The sequence below is a fragment of the Mucilaginibacter terrenus genome (genome assembly GCF_003432065.1).
GTDB lineage: Bacteria > Bacteroidota > Bacteroidia > Sphingobacteriales > Sphingobacteriaceae > Mucilaginibacter > Mucilaginibacter terrenus.
Map to the genome: position 1 here is coordinate 644,125 of NZ_QWDE01000001.1, position 22,265 is coordinate 666,389.

Annotated in this window: 21 protein-coding genes and 1 tRNA gene; 3 read left to right on the forward strand and 19 right to left on the reverse strand. The window is 43.1% G+C overall.

Annotation, left to right across the window (positions count from 1 at the left end; all coding sequences use genetic code 11):
* Positions 1–124: 124 nt before the first annotated feature.
* From DYU05_RS02625 to pyrE, 6 genes are all read right to left on the reverse strand, one after another.
* Positions 125–1,261, reverse strand: a complete 1,137-nt coding sequence (locus DYU05_RS02625) for an AAA family ATPase (protein WP_117381419.1) — start codon at positions 1,259–1,261, stop codon at positions 125–127.
* Positions 1,262–1,610: 349 nt separating this feature from the next.
* Complete coding sequence (locus DYU05_RS02630; protein WP_117381420.1) at positions 1,611–2,204, reverse strand: dihydrofolate reductase family protein; 594 nt, start codon at positions 2,202–2,204, stop codon at positions 1,611–1,613.
* A gap of 149 nt (positions 2,205–2,353) precedes the next feature.
* Positions 2,354–2,426: transfer RNA gene (locus DYU05_RS02635), tRNA-Lys, on the reverse strand.
* Positions 2,427–2,495: 69 nt separating this feature from the next.
* Positions 2,496–4,124: an ABC-F family ATP-binding cassette domain-containing protein gene (locus tag DYU05_RS02640; protein WP_117381421.1), complete on the reverse strand. Its 1,629-nt coding sequence runs from the start codon at positions 4,122–4,124 to the stop codon at positions 2,496–2,498.
* A 405-nt stretch (positions 4,125–4,529) separates the two neighbouring features.
* A complete protein-coding gene (locus DYU05_RS02645) occupies positions 4,530–4,925 on the reverse strand; it encodes an SRPBCC family protein (protein WP_117381422.1) in 396 nt (131 codons plus the stop codon).
* Position 4,926: 1 nt separating this feature from the next.
* Positions 4,927–5,568, reverse strand: coding sequence for an orotate phosphoribosyltransferase (gene pyrE, locus DYU05_RS02650; RefSeq protein ID WP_117381423.1), 642 nt, complete (start codon positions 5,566–5,568; stop codon positions 4,927–4,929).
* On the opposite strand from pyrE, the gene DYU05_RS02655 reads away from it, so the two are divergent.
* Positions 5,567–6,199 carry an NUDIX domain-containing protein gene (locus DYU05_RS02655; RefSeq protein WP_117381424.1) on the forward strand — a complete coding sequence of 211 codons (633 nt, stop codon included), beginning with the start codon at positions 5,567–5,569 and terminating at the stop codon, positions 6,197–6,199. The two genes, pyrE and DYU05_RS02655, sit on opposite strands and share 2 nt — an antisense overlap.
* Here the strand turns inward: DYU05_RS02655 and coaD are convergent.
* The 4 genes from coaD to DYU05_RS02675 form a co-directional block, all read right to left on the reverse strand.
* Positions 6,174–6,635, reverse strand: coding sequence for a pantetheine-phosphate adenylyltransferase (gene coaD / locus DYU05_RS02660; protein ID WP_117381425.1), 462 nt, complete (start codon positions 6,633–6,635; stop codon positions 6,174–6,176). The two genes, DYU05_RS02655 and coaD, sit on opposite strands and share 26 nt — an antisense overlap.
* Positions 6,636–6,733: 98 nt before the next feature.
* Complete coding sequence (locus DYU05_RS02665; protein WP_117381426.1) at positions 6,734–7,705, reverse strand: hypothetical protein; 972 nt, start codon at positions 7,703–7,705, stop codon at positions 6,734–6,736.
* A gap of 130 nt (positions 7,706–7,835) precedes the next feature.
* Positions 7,836–8,375 (reverse strand): 16S rRNA (guanine(966)-N(2))-methyltransferase RsmD, encoded by a 540-nt coding sequence (gene rsmD, locus DYU05_RS02670; protein ID WP_117381427.1) that lies wholly within the window; start codon positions 8,373–8,375, stop codon positions 7,836–7,838.
* Entirely contained in the window at positions 8,351–9,169 is an 819-nt protein-coding gene (locus DYU05_RS02675) for a DUF3822 family protein (protein WP_117381428.1), read from the reverse strand. Before DYU05_RS02675 ends, rsmD begins: the two co-directional genes overlap by 25 nt.
* 64 nt (positions 9,170–9,233) lie before the next feature.
* Between DYU05_RS02675 and DYU05_RS02680 the strand changes: the two genes are divergently transcribed.
* Complete coding sequence (locus tag DYU05_RS02680) at positions 9,234–10,658, forward strand: ATP-dependent DNA helicase (protein WP_117381429.1); 1,425 nt, start codon at positions 9,234–9,236, stop codon at positions 10,656–10,658.
* Between the two features lie 5 nt (positions 10,659–10,663).
* Here DYU05_RS02680 and DYU05_RS02685 read toward each other — a convergent pair whose 3' ends face one another.
* The 8 genes from DYU05_RS02685 to DYU05_RS02720 all read right to left on the reverse strand — a co-directional run bounded on the left by DYU05_RS02685 (position 10,664) and on the right by DYU05_RS02720 (position 20,044).
* Complete coding sequence (locus DYU05_RS02685; RefSeq protein ID WP_117381430.1) at positions 10,664–11,854, reverse strand: glycosyltransferase; 1,191 nt, start codon at positions 11,852–11,854, stop codon at positions 10,664–10,666.
* A gap of 216 nt (positions 11,855–12,070) precedes the next feature.
* The gene (locus DYU05_RS02690) at positions 12,071–13,408 is read right to left on the reverse strand and encodes a lipopolysaccharide biosynthesis protein (protein ID WP_117381431.1); all 1,338 of its coding nucleotides are present in this window, start codon (positions 13,406–13,408) and stop codon (positions 12,071–12,073) included.
* Positions 13,409–13,433: 25 nt separating this feature from the next.
* Positions 13,434–14,048: an acyltransferase gene (locus DYU05_RS21455; RefSeq protein WP_117381432.1), complete on the reverse strand. Its 615-nt coding sequence runs from the start codon at positions 14,046–14,048 to the stop codon at positions 13,434–13,436.
* A 9-nt stretch (positions 14,049–14,057) separates the two neighbouring features.
* On the reverse strand, positions 14,058–15,560 hold the full coding sequence (locus DYU05_RS02700; RefSeq protein ID WP_165851983.1) for an O-antigen ligase family protein: 1,503 nt from the start codon (positions 15,558–15,560) through the stop codon (positions 14,058–14,060).
* Positions 15,561–15,749: 189 nt separating this feature from the next.
* A complete protein-coding gene (locus DYU05_RS02705; protein ID WP_117381434.1) occupies positions 15,750–17,894 on the reverse strand; it encodes an exopolysaccharide transport family protein in 2,145 nt (714 codons plus the stop codon).
* Position 17,895: 1 nt separating this feature from the next.
* Positions 17,896–18,579, reverse strand: coding sequence for a TolC family protein (locus tag DYU05_RS02710; protein WP_117381435.1), 684 nt, complete (start codon positions 18,577–18,579; stop codon positions 17,896–17,898).
* 3 nt (positions 18,580–18,582) lie between these two features.
* Positions 18,583–19,677, reverse strand: coding sequence for a sugar transferase (locus tag DYU05_RS02715; protein ID WP_117381436.1), 1,095 nt, complete (start codon positions 19,675–19,677; stop codon positions 18,583–18,585).
* Positions 19,655–20,044, reverse strand: a complete 390-nt coding sequence (locus tag DYU05_RS02720; protein WP_117381437.1) for a response regulator — start codon at positions 20,042–20,044, stop codon at positions 19,655–19,657. Before DYU05_RS02720 ends, DYU05_RS02715 begins: the two co-directional genes overlap by 23 nt.
* Positions 20,045–20,325: 281 nt before the next feature.
* Between DYU05_RS02720 and DYU05_RS02725 the strand changes: the two genes are divergently transcribed.
* Positions 20,326–21,831, forward strand: coding sequence for a gluconokinase (locus DYU05_RS02725; protein WP_117381438.1), 1,506 nt, complete (start codon positions 20,326–20,328; stop codon positions 21,829–21,831).
* Here the strand turns inward: DYU05_RS02725 and DYU05_RS02730 are convergent.
* Positions 21,826–22,230 (reverse strand): hypothetical protein, encoded by a 405-nt coding sequence (locus DYU05_RS02730; protein ID WP_117381439.1) that lies wholly within the window; start codon positions 22,228–22,230, stop codon positions 21,826–21,828. The two genes, DYU05_RS02725 and DYU05_RS02730, sit on opposite strands and share 6 nt — an antisense overlap.
* Positions 22,231–22,265: the final 35 nt, after the last annotated feature.

Consider the following 22,265-nt stretch of genomic DNA (forward strand, 5'->3'; position numbering starts at 1 on the left):
GGGAGAAACAAGCGGAGCTTCTGTTGTTGGCGCTATTGGTGCCTCCTTACTACCTATATTTGCACTAAAAGAATGCAAGTAGCTTTTTTAATGGATGACATGTTACAAGCTTGCACATCAACCTTTATGGCGGGTCGCCTATAGGTGAGCCAGCACTCTCCTCCGTTCTCTCCAATTTCTTCAATACCCGGAATACCGTTTGTCGCGATTGCCCAACTTCGGCGGCTATCTGGCGTACGCTGCGGCCTTCAGCGTGCAGCTTGCTTATGGTATCTTCGTTGGTTTTACGCATCTGCTCGGTATGGGTGAGCAGGTGGGCAGCTTCCGGTTCCCTGGTAATCATCTCGAACTTTAAGAAGCTGTATGGCTTAACTATGCGGCACAGCATTACGCTATCTGCGCCAAATTCCACCTCATCGTTACGCGCTTTTATTTGTTTAAGGTAGCGCATGCCGGGGGAGGTGTGGCTTTCGCCCATGGCAAAGGCGCTGTCGGCAAAGTTCAGCAGCATTTTACTGCCCTGCAAATCGTTACGGGTAATTGGCCGGGCTGGGTTACGCTTTGGCGTATGCGCCAGCACCAGTATAGACAGGTTGTACTTCTGCTTTATACGCTGCAGGCTCTGCATCAGCTTTATGGCCCCGGCGCCGGATTCGGTACTGGTGCGCAGGCAGGTAATGTTGTCGATGATCATCGTCCGTGCCTTTGTAGTTACCAGCACGTTCTCAAAAGCATTAATAATGTAATCATGAAAGCTGGCAAACTTGCGTTCGCGTCCGGCATCAGGGTTGATCACCAGCCTATGGAAGTGCGGGGCAAACTCGTACGTATTGTAGCCGCGGTTGCTGTACCGCAGCGCGAACTGGGCCGCGCTAAGTTCAAAATCAAAGTACAGCACAGGGTCTGTCTGCTTTGTACACGACAAGCCGCCGATCATTTCACCTCTGGTGATGGAGTTGCCGATCTGTACGGCGAGGATGGACTTGCCTACGTTGGTATCGGCAAACAGGATGCACAGTTCGCCCATGCTCCAAAAGGTACCAAAGAGCCGGTTGAAGGACAGCTCTTCTTTGGGTACATTAAGCCATTCGGTAGCTGTTTTAGAAATAAACGCGTCGTCGGTGTTTATCTCTTTGTCCTCGTCGTGTTTTCGCTTTAGTTCAAAAGCTTCGTCGGAGGTAATGTCGCCGCGGATCATGGAGCGTATCAGCTCGATCTCCATAGGGCGTTCGGCCGTGTGATAGGATGGGTAATAGGTCATGAAATTTGTGGATTTGTATTACAAATTTACCCATAATAAAAATAAGAAGTGCTGACACTGTTTTGTCAGTGGGTGTCCCAACCTCAGCGTCCCGAAGTGTCCCACTGCTTGCGAGACAAACAACCTGAAAATAGCTTAACAACATCTATAACAACTAATTAGATATGTTTAGCTGAAGTATTTGTACTGTCCCGGGGTGTCCCGCTTGAGGTGTGTAAGTTGCTGGTGTACAGATTATTGTTTAAAACAGGTGTCCCGGGTGTCCCGCTCTCAAAGCGGGACACTTCGGCACCAAAAAGCGGAACAGTTTTACTTGTTCCGCTCGTACAGCATCAGGAATTACGTTCGTTCACCCGCCGATGGTACCTGTTTTAACCTCACCGGCGCGCTTGTAATTGGCAAAGATTACACCGCCCGGCGTAACCGTGCTTTCGGTCAACGTGAACGCCGCAGGGATAATGGTATCGTTAAAGAGGCGTTTGCCGTTGCCCAGCACTACGGGGTAGAGCTTGAGCCAGAGCTCGTCTACCAGGTCATGTTTAAGCAATAACCTGGCGAGTTCGCCGCTGCCCCAAACTTTGAGGTCGGGACCGTCGGTGTTCTTGAGCTTTTGAATGTCTGCAACGTTTTTGAGAAAAATGGTATTGCTCCAGTCAGATTGTTCAAGCGTGTTGGACAGGACGTATTTTGTAGCCTCGTTAATGCCGGGCCAGTACTCGGCATGCTGCGGCCAGTAGCCGGCAAATATATCGTAGGTTTTCCTGCCGAGGAGGAGGTCTGCAGGTGCCATTTGTTTTCGCATCATCTGCCCGGAAACCTCATCATTATAAGGTGCAGACCATCCACCGTATTCGAAGCCGCCTGATGTGTCTTCGTCGGGTGCGCCCGGCGCCTGCATCACACCATCCAATGTGATGAATGTTAAAACGATTATCTTTCTCATGGCTATTGCTTTGCTTGTGATTAATTATTACAAACATCAACAATAAAAAAGCGAAAAATGAGGGGCAAATGCGACAGTAAAAGGGGGGAGAATAGCGCCAAAACAAAAAAGCCCCAGGGCTTTCGACCTGAGGCTTTATACTTAAAACGTGACCCGGGAGAGATTCGAACTCTCGACCCAATGATTAAGAGTCATTTGCTCTACCAGCTGAGCTACCGAGTCGGGGCTGCAAATATACAGCTTTATGTGATTTTACAAACAGGTTTGTGTCAATACTCTGCAAGGAGTGTATTATGCCATTGCATACATTTCCTCGCGCTGCTTTTGTACCACGTCGCTGTTGATGTACTCGTCGTAGGTCATCAGCTTATCTATCGTGCCACCCGGGGTAATTTCCACTATACGGTTAGCTACTGTTTCCACAAGTTCATGATCTCGCGATGTGAACAGGATAGTGCCACGGAAGTCTTTCATGCCGTTGTTAAGGGCTGTGATAGATTCAAGATCCAGGTGGTTGGTTGGCTCGTCAAACATCAGTAAGTTAGCCTGCTGCAACATCATGCGACTGAACATGCAGCGCATTTTTTCACCGCCTGATAGTACGTTGCTCTTCTTTAGCACCTCTTCACCGCTAAACAGCATCCTGCCCAGGAAACCGCGTATAAATTGATCATCTTTTTCGCCCGGCGAGTACTCGCGCAGCCAATCAATCAGATTAAGATCTTTGCCTTTAAAGTATTCTGCGTTGTCGATAGGGATATCAGCCCAGTTGATCGTAACTCCCCATTTGAATGAGCCTTTATAGTCAACATCACGACCGGTAAGGATGTCGTAAAAGGCGGTAGTGGCCAAACTGTTGTTTGACAGGATGGCAATTTTGTCACCTTTATTTACGTGTAGGTTTACATCAGAAAAGAGCAGTTCGCCGTTAAGAGTTTTACTGAGTTTCTCTGTCTGCAGCACCTGGTCACCTGCTTCACGGCCCTGGTTGTTAAAGATAATACCAGGATATTTTCTGTTAGATGGTTGTATCTCGTCCAGATTGATCTTATCCAAAGCTTTCTTACGGCTGGTAGCTTGTTTAGATTTTGATGCGTTTGCGCTAAAGCGACGGATGAATTCCTGCAGTTCTTTTACCTTGTCTTCAGCCTTCTTGTTCTGCTCAGCACGCTGTTTTAAGGCCAATTGGCTAGATTCGTACCAGAAGGTGTAGTTACCGGTGTAGGTAGTCATCTTGCTGAAGTCGATATCTACTACGTGGGTACACACGGTGTCCAGAAAGTGCCTGTCGTGCGATACAACTAATACAATAGCCTCGTAGGACGCAAGGAAATCTTCCAGCCAGGTTACGGTATGTATATCCAAGTCGTTGGTGGGCTCATCCAGTAACAGGATGTCGGGCTTGCCGAAAAGTGCCTGGGCAAGTAATACCCTTACTTTTTGAGTATTGTCAAGCTCCTTCACCAATTTATAATGGAACTCTTCTTTAATGCCAAGATTGCTCAGGAGGGTTGCAGCATTGCTTTCCGCGTTCCATCCATCCATTTCAGCAAAAAGGTTTTCCAGTTCTCCGGCACGTTCACCATCAGCATCGCTAAAATCTTCCTTCAGGTAAATAGCGTCCTTCTCCTTCATCACCGCGTACATCTCTTTATGACCCATCATAACAGTCTCGAGAACGGTGAACTCATCAAAAGCGTAGTGATTTTGGCTAAGTACCGCCATGCGCTCGCCTGGAGTGAAGCTAACAGACCCACTAGTAGGGTCAATTTCTTTTGATAATATTTTTAAAAAGGTAGATTTACCGGCACCGTTTGCACCAATAATACCATAACAATTTCCCTGTGTAAACTTAAGGTTAACGTCTTCGAACAGCGTTCTCTTTCCGTAACGTAAAGATAAATTAGATACCGTAATCATTTACTTGTAATTTCTGCAAAAATACGCTTTAAAACTTAGTTTTTTAGCATGAATAAAGGTGGTTGATTATTAAGAAAATTAAGTTTCCACACTAACATTAAAAATTCCCCAAAAGTTTAAAAAAATTGGGGATTGTAGTACCCATAAATTACATTTGAAAACAAACTAACCAATTATCCAACGCGTTATTTATGAGTAATTAACCTATTTACAGCCGCTACTACCTTTTGGAACGCCCTTTGACTAGCATTTACTAAAACGTACTATTTAAACCTTTTATATTTTAGTTATGGGATCCGTAATAATCTGTTTGGTTGTCGTTAATATTGCAACGGCACTGCGTAACGTGGAGGAAAGAAAAATTTATTAAATAAATATAAACGCTTCCCCGGCTTAACCCAAAGATCAGCTGAAAACCTCAGTAAGTCTTTGGGTTTCGTTTTCTGTAAGCTTTTGCAGTTGGCTGGAGGCTAGCATTTTCATCATCATGCTAAGGCTGGCGGTTATTATAAATGTCGCTTGGGTAGTATTGCCATCAGCCTCTAATTTCCATTTCAACTCCATATCAAACGGCGGTTTTTCTGCCGGGATAATCGTGATCTCAAAATTAGGAACACGCGAACTAATCTTTAGGCTGAGTTTGGTGATATTTTGTATCTCAAAGCTTGCTTCTTCAGCGTTAGATTGCCAGTTGATGATGTTATCAGGCATTAGCCGGCCATGATTATTCATGTCGGCCAAGAAGTTATACACCGGCTCTACAGGTTGATTTATTTGGACTGTACTCTCAAAAACACTCATACTATTTTCCCCATGTAGACGGCTCTTCACGCCACTTCCTTAACATATCAGTATCCGCTTCAGATATGTATTGTTTATCGCTGGCGTATTTAATTAACGCGTTATAGTTTGATAAAGTTACATACGGGCATTTGGCATTTTTGAAATTCTCTTCGGCAACATCAAATCCATAGCTGAAAATAGCTGCAAGCCCTGCTACATTATACCCTGCATCACGCAACGCGTTTACAGCTTGTAAGCTGCTTTTGCCGGTAGATATAAGGTCCTCAACAACCACTACACGCTTGTCTGTAGATATTTCGCCTTCTATAAGGCTACCGGTGCCATGTTCTTTAGGCTTGGCCCTAACGTATATGAAAGGTAAACCAAGCTCCTGTGCCACCAGTACACCCTGTGGTATGCCGGCGGTAGCAACACCAGCAATACAGCCAACAGCGCCAAATTTTTCCTGTATGTAGGAAGACAGCTGCTGCCTAATGTATGTGCGGATAGTAGGATAGGAGAGCGTTATGCGGTTATCGCAATAAATAGGTGACTTCCAGCCCGAAGCCCAAGTAAAAGGATTATTAGGTTGTAATTTTATTGCTTTAATTTGCAGCAGAAATTCGGCCACCTGCTGCTCGGTCTCACTATAGGTTAACATGTCTCAAAAATACAGAATTTATATAAACGAAAAAGTAGTGTTGATAACCAACACTGCTCCTAAACAGGCTAACAAGTTTCAAAGAATTGATGCTGAGCATTTTGACTTGAAAATTATTTATCCGTGGGTAGATGCGCAGCCAGGGAAGTACTTCTACGTTAGAGTTAATGATCCTAAAGCCTTTTTGAAGAAGGCAGTAAGAACAGCAACCTTAATTGAGGCGGCCGGAGGCTTAGTACAGAATGACGATGGCACCTACCTGTTCATCTATCGTAACGAAAAGTGGGACCTGCCAAAGGGCAAGCTTGAAAAAAACGAGAAAAAGAAAGAAGCTGCCGTACGCGAGGTAGAAGAGGAGTGTGGTATAAAAGTAAATAAGCTTGAGGAAAAGCTCTGCAGAACGTACCATATGTACACCTGGAAGGGAAAAACGGTTGTTAAAAAAACATATTGGTACCTCATGAGCCATAAAGGCAAGGCAAAACTGGTGCCGCAGACCGAAGAAGGTATTACCGATGTGCGCTGGTTTGATAAAACACAGATAGCGGCAATTGTAAAAAATACCTTTCCATCAATTATGGATGTGCTGGAGAAAGCAGAACTCCTTACAGATAGGGTAAGGCTTCCTTAGGGATAAATTGCGTTACATCTCCATTGTAACGGATGATCTCGCGGACGATGCTTGAACTAATAGAGGAATACCCCGGCTTGCTCACAATAAAAATGCTTTCAATTTCGGGCTCCAGCGCATGGTTCATCTGAGCGATGGCTTTTTCATATTCAAAGTCCGACACAGTTCGTATGCCCCGGATCATGTACTCCGCGCCTATGCTCTTGCAAAAATTTACCGTAAGCCCCTCGTAAGCAACAACGTGTATTTTTGGATCGTTGTCAAATACAGCGCGTATCATCTCCTCCCTTTTACCAACACTTAGTAATCCCTGCTTGGTACTGTTTACACCAATACCAATGTAGTATTTATCGAAAAGATCAACCGACCGGCGTACTATGTCCACATGGGCCTTTGTAATAGGATCGAACGAACCAGGAAAGAGCGCTATTTTCATAATTATGGATGTACAATTATAAGTATAGCTAAGTAGTTTTTTATAATAAAATAACAGAACGCTATTAAGCATTCTGTTATTTTATTAAATTCCAATGTTTAATCAATACCTCCCGGTAGGAAACTTACGCCAAACCATTTTTCAGCCAGGTAGCCGCCTACAGTATATCCGGATACTCCACCAATAATTCCACCGTAAAGCGGATTGATTTGACTACCAATTGCAGCGCCGATTGCTATACAACTTACTACTACTACTACAGCAACAATTGCCTTGCCGATAGATGCCAGCGCACTCCACAACGATTGGTTTTGTAGGGCGTTTGTAGATAAGTGTTTTACATTATCTACGGCAAGTGGTGCGTTAATCAGGCTACTAAAATTGTAGTCGAAATCAGAGCTGTTAATATAAGCCTTAATAGCTATTAGTGAGTTTACCATAGCTGTCTTTTGATCACTAGGTAACGAAAAATCATTCTCTACCTGAGACTGTGTATTGGATATTATGTTGGTATAACGCCTTTTAATATTACTTACATCCGTTGCCGTGAAGCTTGTCTGATTGCTGTATGTAGAAAAGGCGGTTTCACTTGCTGAAATGAACGACCTGTTTAAGTTGTCTAAATATGAATATGAGGCAGTCGGTATGTTAGATTGCATTTCTGCTGGAACAGTAGATGCTTGCGCCATATAGTCAGAGAAAAGTGTAACCGGAGTTGGCGGATCACTCGGGTTGGGATTCACAAGGTTTGGTTTTAAAATGCTTTTAACACTTTTATCCGGATTAATAAATTTCCCTGAAAGCTCAGCTACCAATGAGTTGAACAGTTTTACTTTTTCTGCTTGACCATTGACATAAGAAGAAAAGCTTTCTTCAGCTTTACTTAACGAACCTGACGTAGTACCGGCACTACTTTGCCTTTGCTGAAGATTGTAATCGTAAAATTTTGTGATCTCTTCAGAAACATTAGGTTTTTGGCTTTCGTTACTTGAATGAGTTTCTGAATTTTTTTGGCACGAGGATCCAAAAAACAAGAGCAATGCCCCTGCTAATAGCAATTTTTTTTTCATGTGATAAGATTTGTTTATTAATATTTATTTAAACGAATATAATAAACAATAATTAAATATCATCTGAAAAAATTGCATAAAGGTTTACTTACACTTAACTAATAATACAATGCTTTTTAACTCGAAATGTCTATAATATTTTCTTAAAAAAAGAAAAGGATGAATGACCGTATTTACGCTGTTCAACAAAAGCTGAGTGGTTGCTTAGGTTTTGCATGCTTTGATGCTCTACGATGAGCAGGCCGCCATCTTTCAGAAGTCCTTTTTCAAAAACTGTCTTAGATATTTCAGGTATCCTGTTAAGATCATATGGTGGGTCGGCAAATATCAGGTCGTACTGCTCCGTTTCGGCCTGCAAGTATTTGAATACGTCCGCCTTGTAGGTTTTTATCTGATCCAGCCCATGCTGCCGGGAGGTGTCTTTCAGGTAATATATACATTGCTGGCTACGGTCAATACTTGTAACTTGCGCTGCACCACGTGATGCAAATTCCATTGAGATGTTACCTGTACCGCTAAAAAGATCAAGCACGGCAATCTCCTCAAAGTCTATCTGGTTTTGCAGAATGTTAAACAGGGCTTCCTTGGCAAGATCAGTAGTTGGGCGTACAGGAAGGTTTTTAGGCGGGTTGAGCCGTAATCCTTTTAATTTTCCTCCGATGATGCGCATAGCGAAAGAGCTGCGAGGCTAAGAATTTTGTGAGGAACTATAGCTTCGGGTAAGTCCAGCGTTTGAATGGTATTCAACTTAACATGGCCAAAAAAGTCTGTAAGATAGCTAAAGCTCATATCGGCAGCATTGATATCGCCGCTAAATACCAACGTAATATCCGCTGGTTTAAGCTTTAATTCACTGGCAACCAGGGCCACAAAGTAGCCAAGCTCCTCATGATTTTTATAAGTGAATGAATTGAAGTAACGTAAACGGTTATAATTGAAGTTAAGCACCTCTACGACGCTGTTCTCTACGTTTAGAAATATGTCGGTACTGGTAGGATAGTTGTTAGCTACAGCACTTACCCAGCCTTTTGCACGGTGAACTGTTAATTGTTCATGCAGAGCAGCAAGCCCGGAAGCATCCGGCGTGCCGATTTGCGTTTTATATACTATAACATTATTACCATCGAAATCCTGAGCGTAAACACTATTCTCTGCCGACACATTTAACAGACGCGCAATGTTGGCGGCATACTCACCATCGTATAAACTTTTTGGAACCAGCGTGAACCCGGTGTCATTAACCCCGGCAATTACCTGCTTATACTCTGCTGTTAAAATTTCTGACAGTTCTTGTGGGTTGGTTAATTCGGCTAGCGGGCAATTCTCTGCCCAAGCCAATAGCTGCCCGTTGTGTGCTATGATGTAAGAAAAGCTGGCGGCGTCTATTTGCAACAACAAAACATAGTCGCGCGCGGCGCCTAAATCAAGGCTTTCGTCGGTATATTTATAGTTGTGCTCGCTCATTCAGGTAAACAAAAGTAATATAATTTGCCATAGTTGATCTGCTTAATTATCATCATTTTTGCATATGCCTACATCTGAGCAGATCAGCAAAGCGTTTCCGTTTGAGCCTACACCGCAGCAGCAGGAACTATTTACAAAGCTACATACCTTTCTGTTAAGCGACGATGGCAACGAGTGCTTTATTCTGAGAGGATACGCCGGCACCGGTAAAACAACGGTTGTGAGCGCGCTGGTAAAAGCTTTGGCTGCATACAACTACAAGTCAGTGCTACTAGCACCTACGGGCCGCGCAGCCAAAGTAATAACCAACTACTCGGGCCGTAAGGCATTTACAATCCATAAAAAGATATATCGTAAGCGCTCGGCCATGAATATGGACGAGGCATTTCTGCTGAACGAAAACATGCATGCCAATACGTTATTTATCATAGACGAAGCATCTATGATATCTGACGATATTAATGGCCATAATATATCCAGTTTACTAAAAGATCTGGTTAATTACGTTTACAATACACGCAATTGCAAGTTGATGCTGGTAGGCGATACTGCCCAGCTCCCGCCTGTAGGAACGGATGAAAGCCCGGCGCTGGACGCTGCTTTAATGAAAGACCAGTTTATGCTTGATATTTATAGTTACGAGATGACCCACGTGCTGCGCCAGCAGCAGGACTCCGGCATTCTGTTTAATGTTACTAAGGTTCGAGACATGATACGCGAAGGGCTGGAGCAAATGCCACGAATAGTGACAAAAGGTTATAAGGATGTTTACCGCATGCGCGGCGATATGCTGGAAGAAGGCCTTAACTATGCCTACCGCAAGTATGGATATGATGGGGCGCTGGTAATATGCCGCAGCAACAAAAATGCTAACCTGTATAACCGCCAGATACGTGGACGGATTTTATATCGCGAAGAAGAACTTACCGGCGGCGACCAACTGATGATTGTACGCAACAACTACTTCTGGTTGCAGGATCAGGAGGAGGGAAGTACGGGATTTATTGCCAACGGCGATATAGCTCGCGTGAGAAAGGTGAGAAGGATTGAAGATATGTACGGATTCCGCTTTGCTGATGTGCAGTTAGAGTTTATAGACTACGCAGAAGATCCTATTATGGATTGCAAAATACTGCTGGATACAATGTATACCGATGCGCCTGCATTGCCTCCTGCAGAGCAAAAGCGCCTTTATATGGAAGCAATGAAGGACTATGAACACATACCCAGTAAAAAGAGCAAGCACGATGAACTAAAAAAGAACCCGTACTACAATGCGCTGCAAGTGAAGTTTGCTTATGCCATTACCTGCCATAAAGCGCAAGGCGGGCAATGGGGTGCTGTTTTTGTTGATCAGGGTTACTTAACAGAAGAGATGGTGAACACCGATTTCCTTCGTTGGTTCTACACGGCTTGTACCAGGGCTACCGATGAGCTATTTCTTGTCAACTTTAATGATCTCTTTTTTGCCGACCAGCCAGAGGTATAATAAAATCAGTGGCTGGTTGGGTTGTGTGGTGTATGGATAAACTTCTTGTTGGCACCCTTAAGTTTAAACAACAGCATGACCATAGTAAAGAAGATCAAAGGGAGCTTCATTACAGCGCCTAACAATTTACCGTTAAAGAATTGTCCCGGTATAGCCACTAAGATGCCGATGTAGCATAATGCAGTTGCAGTAGCCCAGGCCTGCCAGGTAGGGCCGACGCCGGGGAAGATGATAGACACCAGCAGCATAAACGGCATTAAGCCAAGCATCAATATCCTGGGTAATATGGCTGTTTGATAGATTTCGTTAAAGTAGTCGAAATTACCGCGTCTAAATAGCTCTGTAAAGCCAGTAGCACCGTAAGTTTTAAGCAGGTTAAATTGAGCAGATAACCACCTGCGCCGTTGTTTTTTAAATACCTCTGGGTTGCTTACTTTTTCATCATAAATCAGCGCGGCGTCAGCATACGCTACATGTATTTTCTGGCGGGTAAGTACCAGGCCCATTTCTTTGTCAAAGCCGCCGACGGCATCTATTTTGGCCATAGTGTCCTTAAACAACCGGTACTCAAGCGCCATGCCTGATCCTATTATTGCCGCGGACAAATTAAATACACGCTGCGCTTTGCGGAAAATGTGATTATTTACTTCTTCACTTATTGCGTCCAGTATGGCTACAGGTGTCTCTGTGTTTTTGGCTACACGATGGCCCTGTATTACTACATCGCCAGCATAAAGATAATTGTTGATATGATGCAGATAATCCGGGGCGGCAATATTGTCAATGTCAAATACCACGGCGGCATCGAAACCTTCTTCCGTGTTAGCTATGCCTTTGTGCAATGCTTTTGACTTGGTGCTGCTCTCAAAAACCACCTCAACCACTTGCAACGGCATCTCTTTAAGCTTTACAATTGTCTCCGGCTGCATAGAATCGGCTATCACACACACATGGAACTTGTCCTTGGGGTAATCAATTGTAAGTGCCTGTGCTGCGGAATTCAGTATTATAGCGTCCTCTTTATAAGCGCAGATATAAATTACAAACTTCTTAAATCCGCGGGCAACCGGTGGTGCCTTTTTGATGATTAGCTTACCGGTAACTGAGAATACGAACAGGTATAAGCTGTAAACACCCAGATAGATGAACACTAGCGAAAATAAAAGCCAGAAAATAAATCGTATTAGTTCTATCATAATTTTACAGACTAAGCGAGCTTTTGGTTAATTCAATTATAAAGCAATATCGCTTTCGTGTTCTAACGTAAACTTAGCAACATTTACCATAACTTAATGTCATGTTTTACAAAAACACTTGTGCTTTTACGTAACAGCATAGGTAAAGTTCCCCTTAAAAGTAGTTTATTGTGCAATAGCTGATCAACTATTTTGACTTATATCTTTGATAGGAAGTCAGACATTCCCTTGTTGTGTAGCTTTTTTGTGAAGGAGATGTTGTATCATCTTCTTTAATTCTCCGTAACCTACACTGAGAATATCGTTAAATCTAAAGTTCAGGTTCTTTTTTAGTTGCACATAGCCAAATATTAGGCCGGAGTAGTAGGTGAACAACGATGCTATTGCTACGCCATACAGATCATGAAAAATAGCTATGCCAAGGAAATCGGCTACCACGTTAACAGTAAGCATCAGGAAAACCTTCATCATATTTAGATGCGGCTTGTTTAATATATCGAGAGTTACGCCCAGAAACCTATCTACAGGCATAATGATTACGTAGCACAAGAAGATGCGGAAGATGTTGAATGCATCTGATCCCGCGTATTTCTCACCCGTTAAAATATGAATCACTAAGCCTCCCAGCAGAAAGCCGGCTACTGCAATTGGCAGGAGTAAAACCGTAAGTAGCGACGCATATTTTTTCATGATGGTGGCTACTAGGGGTTTGTTGTCGTTTTGCGACGCTGCGGAAAGTTCTGGCAGGGCAGTTGCCACAAAACTACGCATGGGGATCTCAAAAAACTCCATTAAACGCTGCGGAATGTAATACACGCCAACTAATTCTGTAGGGAACATCCATTTGATGATAAAGATGTCTGAACTCCTCAGTAGAATAGAACCAAGCGAGGTACCTACACTGTACTTGCCAAAGTTTGCAAGCTCTTTCATAGCCTCAACGCTTTTATGCCTTATGGTATGCGCTTGCGACCAGCCTGTAAACAGGCACATCAAACTTGTAAATACGTTAGCTCCCAGGTAGCAATGTATTACCGTTTCAAAATCTATGGTCTTCAAATAAATGGTTGCCAGTACAAGTAACAAAAACCCGCCTTGATTAGTGATCTGGATGATAAACATCTTGTCGAACCTGCCGTCAGCCTGCAACATCCAGCCTGCAATGGCCGAAGGAAGGGTAGAAACATAGATAAGCCCGAACCACTTTAGTGTTGCTGTAAGGTTAGCGTCAGCGCCTTTGTAAAATATAAAGGCAAGCAGATCAATAGCAGCCAACCCGAAGGTTAATATAAAACCTACTGACCAGGCGGAACCAGCCACCTTTGCAGCACGTTCTTTTGGCGCACCTGCGTAAAATTTAATAAGAGATGTTTGCAGGAAACCTGTCCTGAACATATCCGCAAGTAAGAAGGTCTGGAGAAAGAAAATGTAATTTCCAAAGTCAACCTTGCCAAGTTTGCGCGTTAATTGCGACAGTACCAGCAAGCCGATTACAGGCATAGCAGCACTGCTTGCGAGACTGATAGTGTGTTTGTTTACGATCTTTTTTAACAAGGATATTGGTTTATTATATTTCTGGCTAAACAGCTTCCCAGCTACCAGATTCGAAGTTATACATTTTTATCACTTTTGCAGGGTTGCCTACAGCAACGCTATAGCCCGGTACATCTTTTGTTACTACACTTCCGGCCCCAACTATAGCATGTTTACCAATTGTAACCCCAGCGGTAATTACACTATTAGCACCTATCCAAACGTTATCCTCAACTGTAATTTTGCTGGTATTAACCTTTTGCAACCGTGGCGGGATGGTAATGTCTTCAAAACCATGGTTCAAGCCCGAAAATACAACATTTTGCCCTGCCATGACATAATTGCCCAAAGTTACCGGGCCAATAATTATGTTGCTCAGCCCAACACCTACATTATGGCCGATGATAACATCACCAACACCATTGTTAATTGCTGCAAAATCTTCTACGATGCTGTGATGTCCTATAACGAATTTATTGAATGGGAAAAGATCCATTCTGGAATAGAAGCCTATCCTAACGCTTTTTTCATACTTGTGAAAAAAAGGGTTTACAAACCAGCGCGTCCAGAAGCGTGGGCGGGAGTGACCCGACCGCACCAGCATTTTATGCACAAACTTTTTTAGCCTGGGCTTCGATTTAATAAATTCTCCTAACGTCATCCTTAAAACTTAATCTTTTAACGACTTCGCCGTTGTATCTGCTAATTCTTTTCTTTTATCAATATCTAATCTCAGAGTGATGCTAAGTAGCGCACTCGCCATATAAAACAGTATGTTGGATGGGTACTGTACTAATGCTTGCTGCGGGTAATTGCCTACATTGTATACAAATATTACCAGTATCATGGCCAGGCAATAATTCTTAAGCTCAGGATCCTGTATAAGATAATAATTGTTTATACCCGTTTTTAAAATGACGAACATTAGCGTGCAAAATAGTATTAAACCTATATAGCCCATCTCAACAGCAACCCTCACGTAGCCGCTGTCCGGCGGGAAATTTGCAAGAAAAGAGTTTGGCGCAAACCGTCTACCCCAAACACCTACAGAACCCAAGCCACCACCAATTGGGTGCGAGAGTATGTAGGGCTTTATACGCCGCTGATTTTCTGCACGCACATTAAAGGATGCATCTTTTGAAGGGTTAAAGGCAGATTGAAACCGCTTTATAGTGGGGTTAGACGTCGGCATAAATATGACTATCAACAACAAAAAGCCTGCCGCTACAACTCCTGTTACTATCTTTTTGTTAAACTTAAGTATTGCAAGTAAGGCCAGCGCTGCCGGTAAAAGTACATAAGCACCCCTGGTACCGGAGTATAACATGGCCAAAATGTAGAACGGGATAAGTAACATCATTAGCACCTTTTTCCAACGGCTAATTTTTAACATCACAAAGCAAATGCACATAGTAACTGCTACAACCATATTGTAAGAAAAAGTTACCGGGTCGGCAAAAATTGCCGTTTTGCGCCAGTGGCCATTAATGAACCAAAATTTTACCCTTGCTGGATCCGAGTAATACCAGGTTTTTTCAAAACTGAGAAATCCAAAGTTCTCCTGCTGAAAACCGGATATCGCCGCAAGCAAACACAAGCCAAGCCACAGTTTAAAAAGGAACTTAATAAACTCTATTCTTTGTATTTGGTAGAGGAAAATAAAGTACATCAGCATAATAAAGCCTACAGTACGTACGGTATACACCCATGCAAGTATGGATGGTGATACCGGATTAATGGCTTCTAAAAAGTTATAAGCCAGCCATGCCAGTACAAGGTAGCTGATGGGATTTTTAAAGTAATACCAACTGTTATCGAACTTCTTCTTAAGAAAAAAACCGAAGATGAGCATGTAGGTAATCGCATCCAGCAATATACCCGTAGGTGTTCCATTAGGTAAAAACTCCGAAACATAGTTGAGCATAAAAGAGGCAACAACCAATACGGTTATACCAAATTCCGGATAGGCAATTATCCCGTAAACTATAGGCAGACCCACAACAACTGCTAAAATACCGGCTGCACCAATAATGCCACCTTTAACAACTATAAAGCTGATAAGCAAGGCAAAAGGGATGAGCAGGATGATAAGAGTGCCGGGTGTCCAGTTAGCAGGCGCGAGTTTATCGCGGAGACTTTTAAACCTGCTATTACGTACCCGGTTATTGAGCATATTTAACTTGCTTACGCTAAGAACAATATTTTTACCGCCCAAAAAAATACACCTACAAAAACAAACCATATAGCCGCAGTGCGTGTACGCTTCTCCAAAGGGGAAAGCTGTGCGTAAGGGTCTTGCTTGGTTTTATCTTGAGGAACTATTTTCATGTAGCCGGAGTATTTGTCCGAAAGAATGTTCGAATTAATCTTCAGGGATAGCTGCTTTGTTTAATATCCACCCTGCAAATTTGTTGTCAAGGCTGCGCAAAAAGTTTAAGTTCTCTTTTTGTGAACTTTTGACACTTTTTCTGGCGCCATAAACCGCAACTACTTTGTTGGCAAACAGCATCCACTCTTTTGATTTATTTAGCGAGGACAGGGCAGGAGTTTCAATAATGATGATGTCGTACTTGGTCTTCAGTTCTGCAAACCTGTTTCGTATAAAAATTTCGTCACTTACTTCCAGCGGCGTAACATCATCACCATGGTTCCCTAACACTGTGGTAGCGCCTGAGAACGCTTCATAATTATCAGGATTGTTCTTAAAGTAGTCCTCCACAAACAGCCTTGGCTGAGCGGTGTTGGTGATTGTAGGGTGGGAGAAATTACCATCGATAAGCAATACTTTTTTATTGATCATGGCATAAGAATATGCCAGGCTTATTGCCAGCACGGTTTTTCCTTCGTCAGGTACCAAACTGGTGATGGCTAAAACCTTGTCGCCTTTAAGTTCCTGGTCTATCTCAAACCTTATCGAACGGATTAATTCCTTAAAGTGCTTCATTTTTTCACGGTGTTCCACATCCCAAAGTTTCCTCAGGTCTAATGAACCGCCGCTCACAGTATTTAGGTAGCCCAACAACGGCAAATTAGTTTGTCTTACAAGGTCCGCAGGGGATTTAATGGAATCGTCAAGGAAGAACCTGATGAAGAGTATAACTACGCAAAACGCAAAAGCTATAATACCGCTGAGAATAATCAGCAGCATTTTCTTTGACGGCTCGGCACCCTGCGGGGTTGCTTGCTCAACCTGTTGCAGCTTTACCGAAAAGGTGGACTGCAGGTTAGTCTCGTTATACTTGTTTAATACATCCAGGTATTCTTTGCTTGCTATATCAAGTTCAAAGTTGTACGTTTTTACGGTGGCATCAAACGGCACTAATTGCTGGAATTTAGCATTTAGACCAGCAAGTGCCTTGTCAATCTCTTTTATACTGTACTTAGCAATATCACGCGATATCTCAAGATTTATTTTTTGCGTAACAAGGTTTTCCTTAGTTGCCAACGGGTTTGTCAGGTACTTGTCTGACGTTAATGCTATTTGCTGCGACAGCGTTTTAGTAACCGAGTCTATCTGTGCTTTTACTGCAGGGTCAAAGTTACTTCTAACGTACTTGTTAGTTAATGCGTGCAGCTCATCTTGTGTAGCAGTTACCGATGTGTTGTATTTATTAAGGGATGCTTCTATGTACTGCCTGTCCTTAGGATCAAATTTTCCGTTGATGTTTTTTATTGTACCCTCATAAGAAGCAACATCTTTCTCCGCAGATAGCCTGCGGTCGTTGTACGTCATGATTTGGCTAAAGATGCCCCTTGATTGTTCATCAATGTTGAGCACGCCATGTTCTATTTTGTACTGCTGTAACTGTGCAGTTTTCCTGTTAAGGGCTTCTCGTTTCTCGTTAAGCAGGCCGGCTAAAAACGTAACTGCATCAGTTTCATTTTGGCGAACGGTATGGGTGTAATAACTTATGAACTCCTCGCAAAGTGCATTTACCACAAATGCAGACATTTGCGGGTTCGACGATTCGCTGGTTACGGTAATAAAGTCGCTGTCACCATCGCGCTCTGCCCAAAGTATACCCCTAAGGCTGCGCTCGTCATACCACATCGAGTTAAGGAGGTTGTTAAGTCCTCTCTGGTCTTTATCGTAGGTATCCAGCGGCTCCATGCGCTTTAGCTTGTCCGTAAATACTACTATAGCATGTTTCTTTGCAGCATCGTTCATGGTCATGAACAGCTTGCTATAGGGTTTAAAAGGGGTAGGCTGTGTAAGATCGTGCAGAATTAGGCGATAAGATACCTGGTTGTAAAGCTTGCTCAGCTTCATCATTTCAATCAGGTTACTAAAGTTCTGGGTTATCTGCTGCCGTTGTACCTGGTTATTGTCATTGTCGAGCAAATGACGAGACTCATCAACAATACCAGTGGCGATATGGGCGTAAGACAGGTACTTGTCCGGCAGGTTTTTTACCAAAAAGTAAGACACTATAATGGTAACAAGCGGAATTATAATTAGCAGGTTCTTATTTTTCCATAATACCTTCAGAAAACTCGCAAACTCCATTTTATTTAATATCTTCTAATTTAACACCCAGCAACTCTTCAAGATTAGTTTTTGCAGTTAGCAGAGATAGTTCTGCCTGTACCTTGTAACCACCTTGCTGGTAAAGGCTTGTTAAAGCCTCATTATAGGTCTGGAATGTCGTTTCCCCTTTTTGGAAGGAATATTTTAGCTGTTTAACAGCAGTCTCTCCGTCTACTATAGCACCAGAACGCAACCGTAATTCGGCCTGGGCGCTAAGGTACGAGAAATACAGTCTTTTTACTTGCGCCGTTAGGCTTAAATCGTACTCCTCTTTTTGGTAGCGGGCTATGTTTACCGATTCTTTGGCGCTTTTTACAGCGAACGGCTTTCTCAAAAACTGACCTATGTTAACAGATATGCTTAGCTGGTAACCGTTAAAGATATTAGGCGTAATGAGGTTAAGTGAGTTCCGCGGACTATATATATAAGAGGCTGTAAAAGCATCCAGCCAACCTACAGTTGCCTGGCTTACACCCGTTTTGGCAATTACTAAATTTGACTCCATTAGCTTTACCTGGGGGTAGTTCTTTTTTGCCGTGGCAATTAATTTCTCCAGGTATTGATAATTGATATCATTGATCATCGTCTCCTGTGCGCGGAGCGATAATGAGCAGATTAGTCCGAAAAATAAAACAACAACGAACAGCTTTAATTTAATGTACATAGTTTAAACTTTTTCTTTCTGGAGCATGGCCGGGATAGTACCGAATATGATCTTTAGGTCAAGCCAGAAAGAATATTTTTGAGCGTAAAAGTTATCAAGTTTTTTTCGTTCGCGTTCACTCATATCCTCTTTACCGCGTTTGCTTATCTGCCAAAGGCCTGTTAAGCCTGCAGGGCCCAAAAAGCGCATGGACCACTCGTTAGACGTAAGCATCTCTGCTTCGTAAACAGGCAGCGGACGATTACCAACTACGGACATATCGCCGCGCAAGATATTAAATAGTTGCGGGAGCTCGTCAAGACTGCTATTGCGCAGGAAATTACCCAGTTTAGTAATCCTCGGGTCGTTCTTGATCTTCACAAAAGCTGATTTTGCCACACCGGTTTCTTCGGCGGCGTATTGGTTATTGGTTTCAGAAAGCTTAGCCAGCAACTGATCCGCATCGGTACGCATAGACCTGAACTTGTAGAAGTCAAATACCTTGTACCCGGTACCAACACGCTTACTTTTATAAAAAATAGGACCTTTTGAATCAAGCTTTATTGCCAGCGCTACAATCAGCATTATTGGCGATAAACAAATAAGCATGGTTATAGATATGAACAGATCCAGAAACCGTTTACCGGCAGGCATTTTATAGGTGGTATCTACCTCTTTGCCAATCTCCAGCAGCTTCGGTTTTATCAGCTTGAACCTTACCAGGAAGTTAAGCCGTTCGCGGAGGTCTGATGTTGCAAAAGGGTAGGTATAAAAGTCATGCAGTTTCAGCTTTATGGCGGTTTGTACCAAACGCTTGTCTGCACGGGTAGAAAGCATTACAATAATTACCCCATTCATCAGGAAGTTCTTGCGCAGTGTCTCCACCATTGCAAAACATTTCTCTTCCTTATCTACCTCCATTAATACGATTTCCGGAATAGTAAGTATAGATTGATTGCCCAGGTATTCGCCCAATTGTTCTACCGTATCGTTAAAAGCGAAGTGAAAGCTATCTCCCAGGTCCTTAGCTATCAGTTCCCTTAGTTCCAAACCCGCATAGGCAACGTTTATTTGCGAGCCCGAGTTCTCGTTCCAGTTAGTTGTTGTCTGATTCATCATAAACTTCCAGGGCTTGGTTGATTGCGGACTTTAAAACAGTAGGGTTAAAGGGCTTATGTATATAGGCGTCTAATTTAAACGGCATGTTTGCAACCTGCTCTTCCAGGTCATGGGCTGCTGACAGCACTATCACTGGTATATTGCGGTAAAAACCGCTGATCTTTACGTTTTTTATGAATGACTGACCATCAAAATAAGGCATCTGGAGGTCAGAGATAATGAGCTTTGGCCTGTTACCATCTTCCAGCCAGCTAAAAGCATCTATACCGTTGTTTTTTACAACGATTTCGTATTCCTTGGATAGGATGAAACTGAGAAGTTTAAGTATGCTCAGGTCGTCGTCAACAATTAGTAATGTTTTCTTCATCCGTTAACTGTGGTAGTTAGTGCTATAAATATGGCACTTTTTATTGAAAAATTTGTGTCAAAAAAATAATACGATCGGTGTTTTACAGCGATATTATCAATTGTACGATGATTAACAACTATAAGTTGTGTTAAAATATCGTGCCGATAATTGCTGTAAAATTAAACGATTTCGTTTGCAGACAGGTTTACCGAAACCAGGTGTAGTGCAATTGTTGGCAAAAACCACATTTGTGGATTATTTGCAAATATTTGAGTACGTGTAATTACCTTAGCCATCATATGTCACTACTACGTTTGAAAGCATATTTTGTTGGGATTGATTTAGGAACCGGCAGTACCAAGGCCGTGGCGACTGACGAATTGGGGAACACCATCTACACAACGCAGCAACATTACCCCACTATTACTTCTGATATTGCTTTTAACGAACAAGATGTCAGCCTGATTTGGCAAGCGTTTAAAACGTGCCTTAATGATGTTATCGCACATTTTGAACAATCGCCTACGGCGGTTTCTTTCAGCAGTGCTATGCACAGCATAATGCCGTTAGACGCCAACGGCAACCCATTAACCAACGCGATGATTTGGTCAGATGCCCGGAGCGGCGAAATAGCTCAATCGTTAAGAGAATCTGTAAACGGCGAAAACTTGTACCGCACAACGGGTACAGCCATATACGCCATGTCGCCGCTTTGCAAGATCATGTGGCTGCGCGAAAACAGGCCCGAATTATTTGCTGCAACTTACAAGTTCATATCTATTAAAGAATACATTTGGTACAAGCTGTTCGGCGTGTACGAAGTAGATCATTCTATTGCATCGGCTACCGGCATGTTTGACATTCTACAGCGCACGTGGTATCCTAAAGCTTTAGAACTGGCAGCTATAAACGCCACGCAGCTATCTGTAGCGGTAAGCACTACCTATATACGGCGTATTACAAACGGGTCGTTTCCGGGCATAGCAGAAGAGACCGCTTTTGTAATAGGTGCCAGCGACGGTTGCTGCGCCAATCTCGGGGGTAATGCCATACGGCCGGGCGTGGGCGCATTAACAATTGGTACCAGCGGCGCGGTTAGGGTAGGGTCAAACAAACCTGCCTATAACTATAAGGCAATGACATTTAACTATCTGCTTAACGAGCAAACGTTTATTTGCGGTGGTGCGGTAAATAACGGCGGTGCAGCAATTGACTGGTTGTTGAAGGATTTTCTTGGTCTGGAGCCGGTATCCGGTGTGGCTTACAACCAACTATTTAAAACTATTAAACTTATACGTGCGGGTAGCGAAGGGCTGGTATTTTTGCCATACCTGTATGCCGAGCGGGCGCCGGTGTGGGATGCGAAAAGTTCCGGGGCGTTTCTAAATATTCGCCCTAAGCATACGCAGGCACATTTTCTCCGGGCTGCGCTGGAGGGTGTATGCTTTGCGTTGAACGACGTGCTTAATGCCGTAGAAGAATCATCCAGCAAGGTAAACGAGATTGTGGCAAGCGGCGGGTTTATCTCCTCACCAGTTTGGGTACAAATACTGGCGGACATCACCGGAAAAAAACTGGTATTGCAAGAAGGCGGCGATTCATCCGCACTGGGTGCTATTTACCTGGCAATGGAAGCTTTAGGGATTGATATAGCACCAATATTGGCCAAAGCTGATGCAGAGGCGAAAACTATAAATCCTAATCAGGATGCGCATCAAACTTATACGAGGGTGTTTGCCGTATACCGGCAACTATATGCCGATGTAAGATCGGCAATGCATAAACTGCACGACCTCGATCTATAAAATCATCACCCCGGGCTTGTTCACAACCGGAAGTTTAATAAAATTATCGTCGATTATACTCTCCGGCAGGAAGATGAATTTTTTGTCGAATATTTCTTTGCCAATGTAGTAGCTGAGCCAGTACTCGTTGGTAAGCCCAAAGGTTTGCTCATCTATCGGCTCTATCAGTTTAAAGGAGTTGGCAGGTATTGTTGGAAATGCATGCCTTAGTACTGATGTTTTAACTTGTTCCCCATCCTTCTCACCATAACCTTTCGAGGTGATCAGCACCGTTTCCAGCGGGATGTTTTTAAGGTTGATCAGGTATACATACCACACCTTTCTCTCCGCGTTCTCGCTTTCCAATGCCACAGCTATGGCGATATCCTTAACTACATTCTGGGGAAGGTCCTTGATCATGTTTTGTTATTAAAAAGTTGCAAGATTGTAACGCA

Excerpts from the sequence above, each read along its gene's own strand:
- DYU05_RS02625 (WP_117381419.1), bottom strand. The coding sequence starts at position 1,261 with ATGACCTATTACCCATCCTATCACACGGCCGAACGCCCTATGGAGATC.
- DYU05_RS02630 (WP_117381420.1), bottom strand. The coding sequence starts at position 2,204 with ATGAGAAAGATAATCGTTTTAACATTCATCACATTGGATGGTGTGATG.
- DYU05_RS02640 (WP_117381421.1), bottom strand. The coding sequence starts at position 4,124 with ATGATTACGGTATCTAATTTATCTTTACGTTACGGAAAGAGAACGCTG.
- DYU05_RS02645 (WP_117381422.1), bottom strand. The coding sequence starts at position 4,925 with ATGAGTGTTTTTGAGAGTACAGTCCAAATAAATCAACCTGTAGAGCCG.
- DYU05_RS02655 (WP_117381424.1), top strand. The coding sequence starts at position 5,567 with ATGTCTCAAAAATACAGAATTTATATAAACGAAAAAGTAGTGTTGATA.
- pyrE (WP_117381423.1), bottom strand. The coding sequence starts at position 5,568 with ATGTTAACCTATAGTGAGACCGAGCAGCAGGTGGCCGAATTTCTGCTG.
- coaD (WP_117381425.1), bottom strand. The coding sequence starts at position 6,635 with ATGAAAATAGCGCTCTTTCCTGGTTCGTTCGATCCTATTACAAAGGCC.
- DYU05_RS02665 (WP_117381426.1), bottom strand. The coding sequence starts at position 7,705 with ATGAAAAAAAAATTGCTATTAGCAGGGGCATTGCTCTTGTTTTTTGGA.
- rsmD (WP_117381427.1), bottom strand. The coding sequence starts at position 8,375 with ATGCGCATCATCGGAGGAAAATTAAAAGGATTACGGCTCAACCCGCCT.
- DYU05_RS02675 (WP_117381428.1), bottom strand. The coding sequence starts at position 9,169 with ATGAGCGAGCACAACTATAAATATACCGACGAAAGCCTTGATTTAGGC.
- DYU05_RS02680 (WP_117381429.1), top strand. The coding sequence starts at position 9,234 with ATGCCTACATCTGAGCAGATCAGCAAAGCGTTTCCGTTTGAGCCTACA.
- DYU05_RS02685 (WP_117381430.1), bottom strand. The coding sequence starts at position 11,854 with ATGATAGAACTAATACGATTTATTTTCTGGCTTTTATTTTCGCTAGTG.
- DYU05_RS21455 (WP_117381432.1), bottom strand. The coding sequence starts at position 14,048 with ATGACGTTAGGAGAATTTATTAAATCGAAGCCCAGGCTAAAAAAGTTT.
- DYU05_RS02700 (WP_165851983.1), bottom strand. The coding sequence starts at position 15,560 with ATGCTCAATAACCGGGTACGTAATAGCAGGTTTAAAAGTCTCCGCGAT.
- DYU05_RS02705 (WP_117381434.1), bottom strand. The coding sequence starts at position 17,894 with ATGGAGTTTGCGAGTTTTCTGAAGGTATTATGGAAAAATAAGAACCTG.
- DYU05_RS02710 (WP_117381435.1), bottom strand. The coding sequence starts at position 18,579 with ATGTACATTAAATTAAAGCTGTTCGTTGTTGTTTTATTTTTCGGACTA.
- DYU05_RS02715 (WP_117381436.1), bottom strand. The coding sequence starts at position 19,677 with ATGATGAATCAGACAACAACTAACTGGAACGAGAACTCGGGCTCGCAA.
- DYU05_RS02720 (WP_117381437.1), bottom strand. The coding sequence starts at position 20,044 with ATGAAGAAAACATTACTAATTGTTGACGACGACCTGAGCATACTTAAA.
- DYU05_RS02725 (WP_117381438.1), top strand. The coding sequence starts at position 20,326 with ATGTCACTACTACGTTTGAAAGCATATTTTGTTGGGATTGATTTAGGA.
- DYU05_RS02730 (WP_117381439.1), bottom strand. The coding sequence starts at position 22,230 with ATGATCAAGGACCTTCCCCAGAATGTAGTTAAGGATATCGCCATAGCT.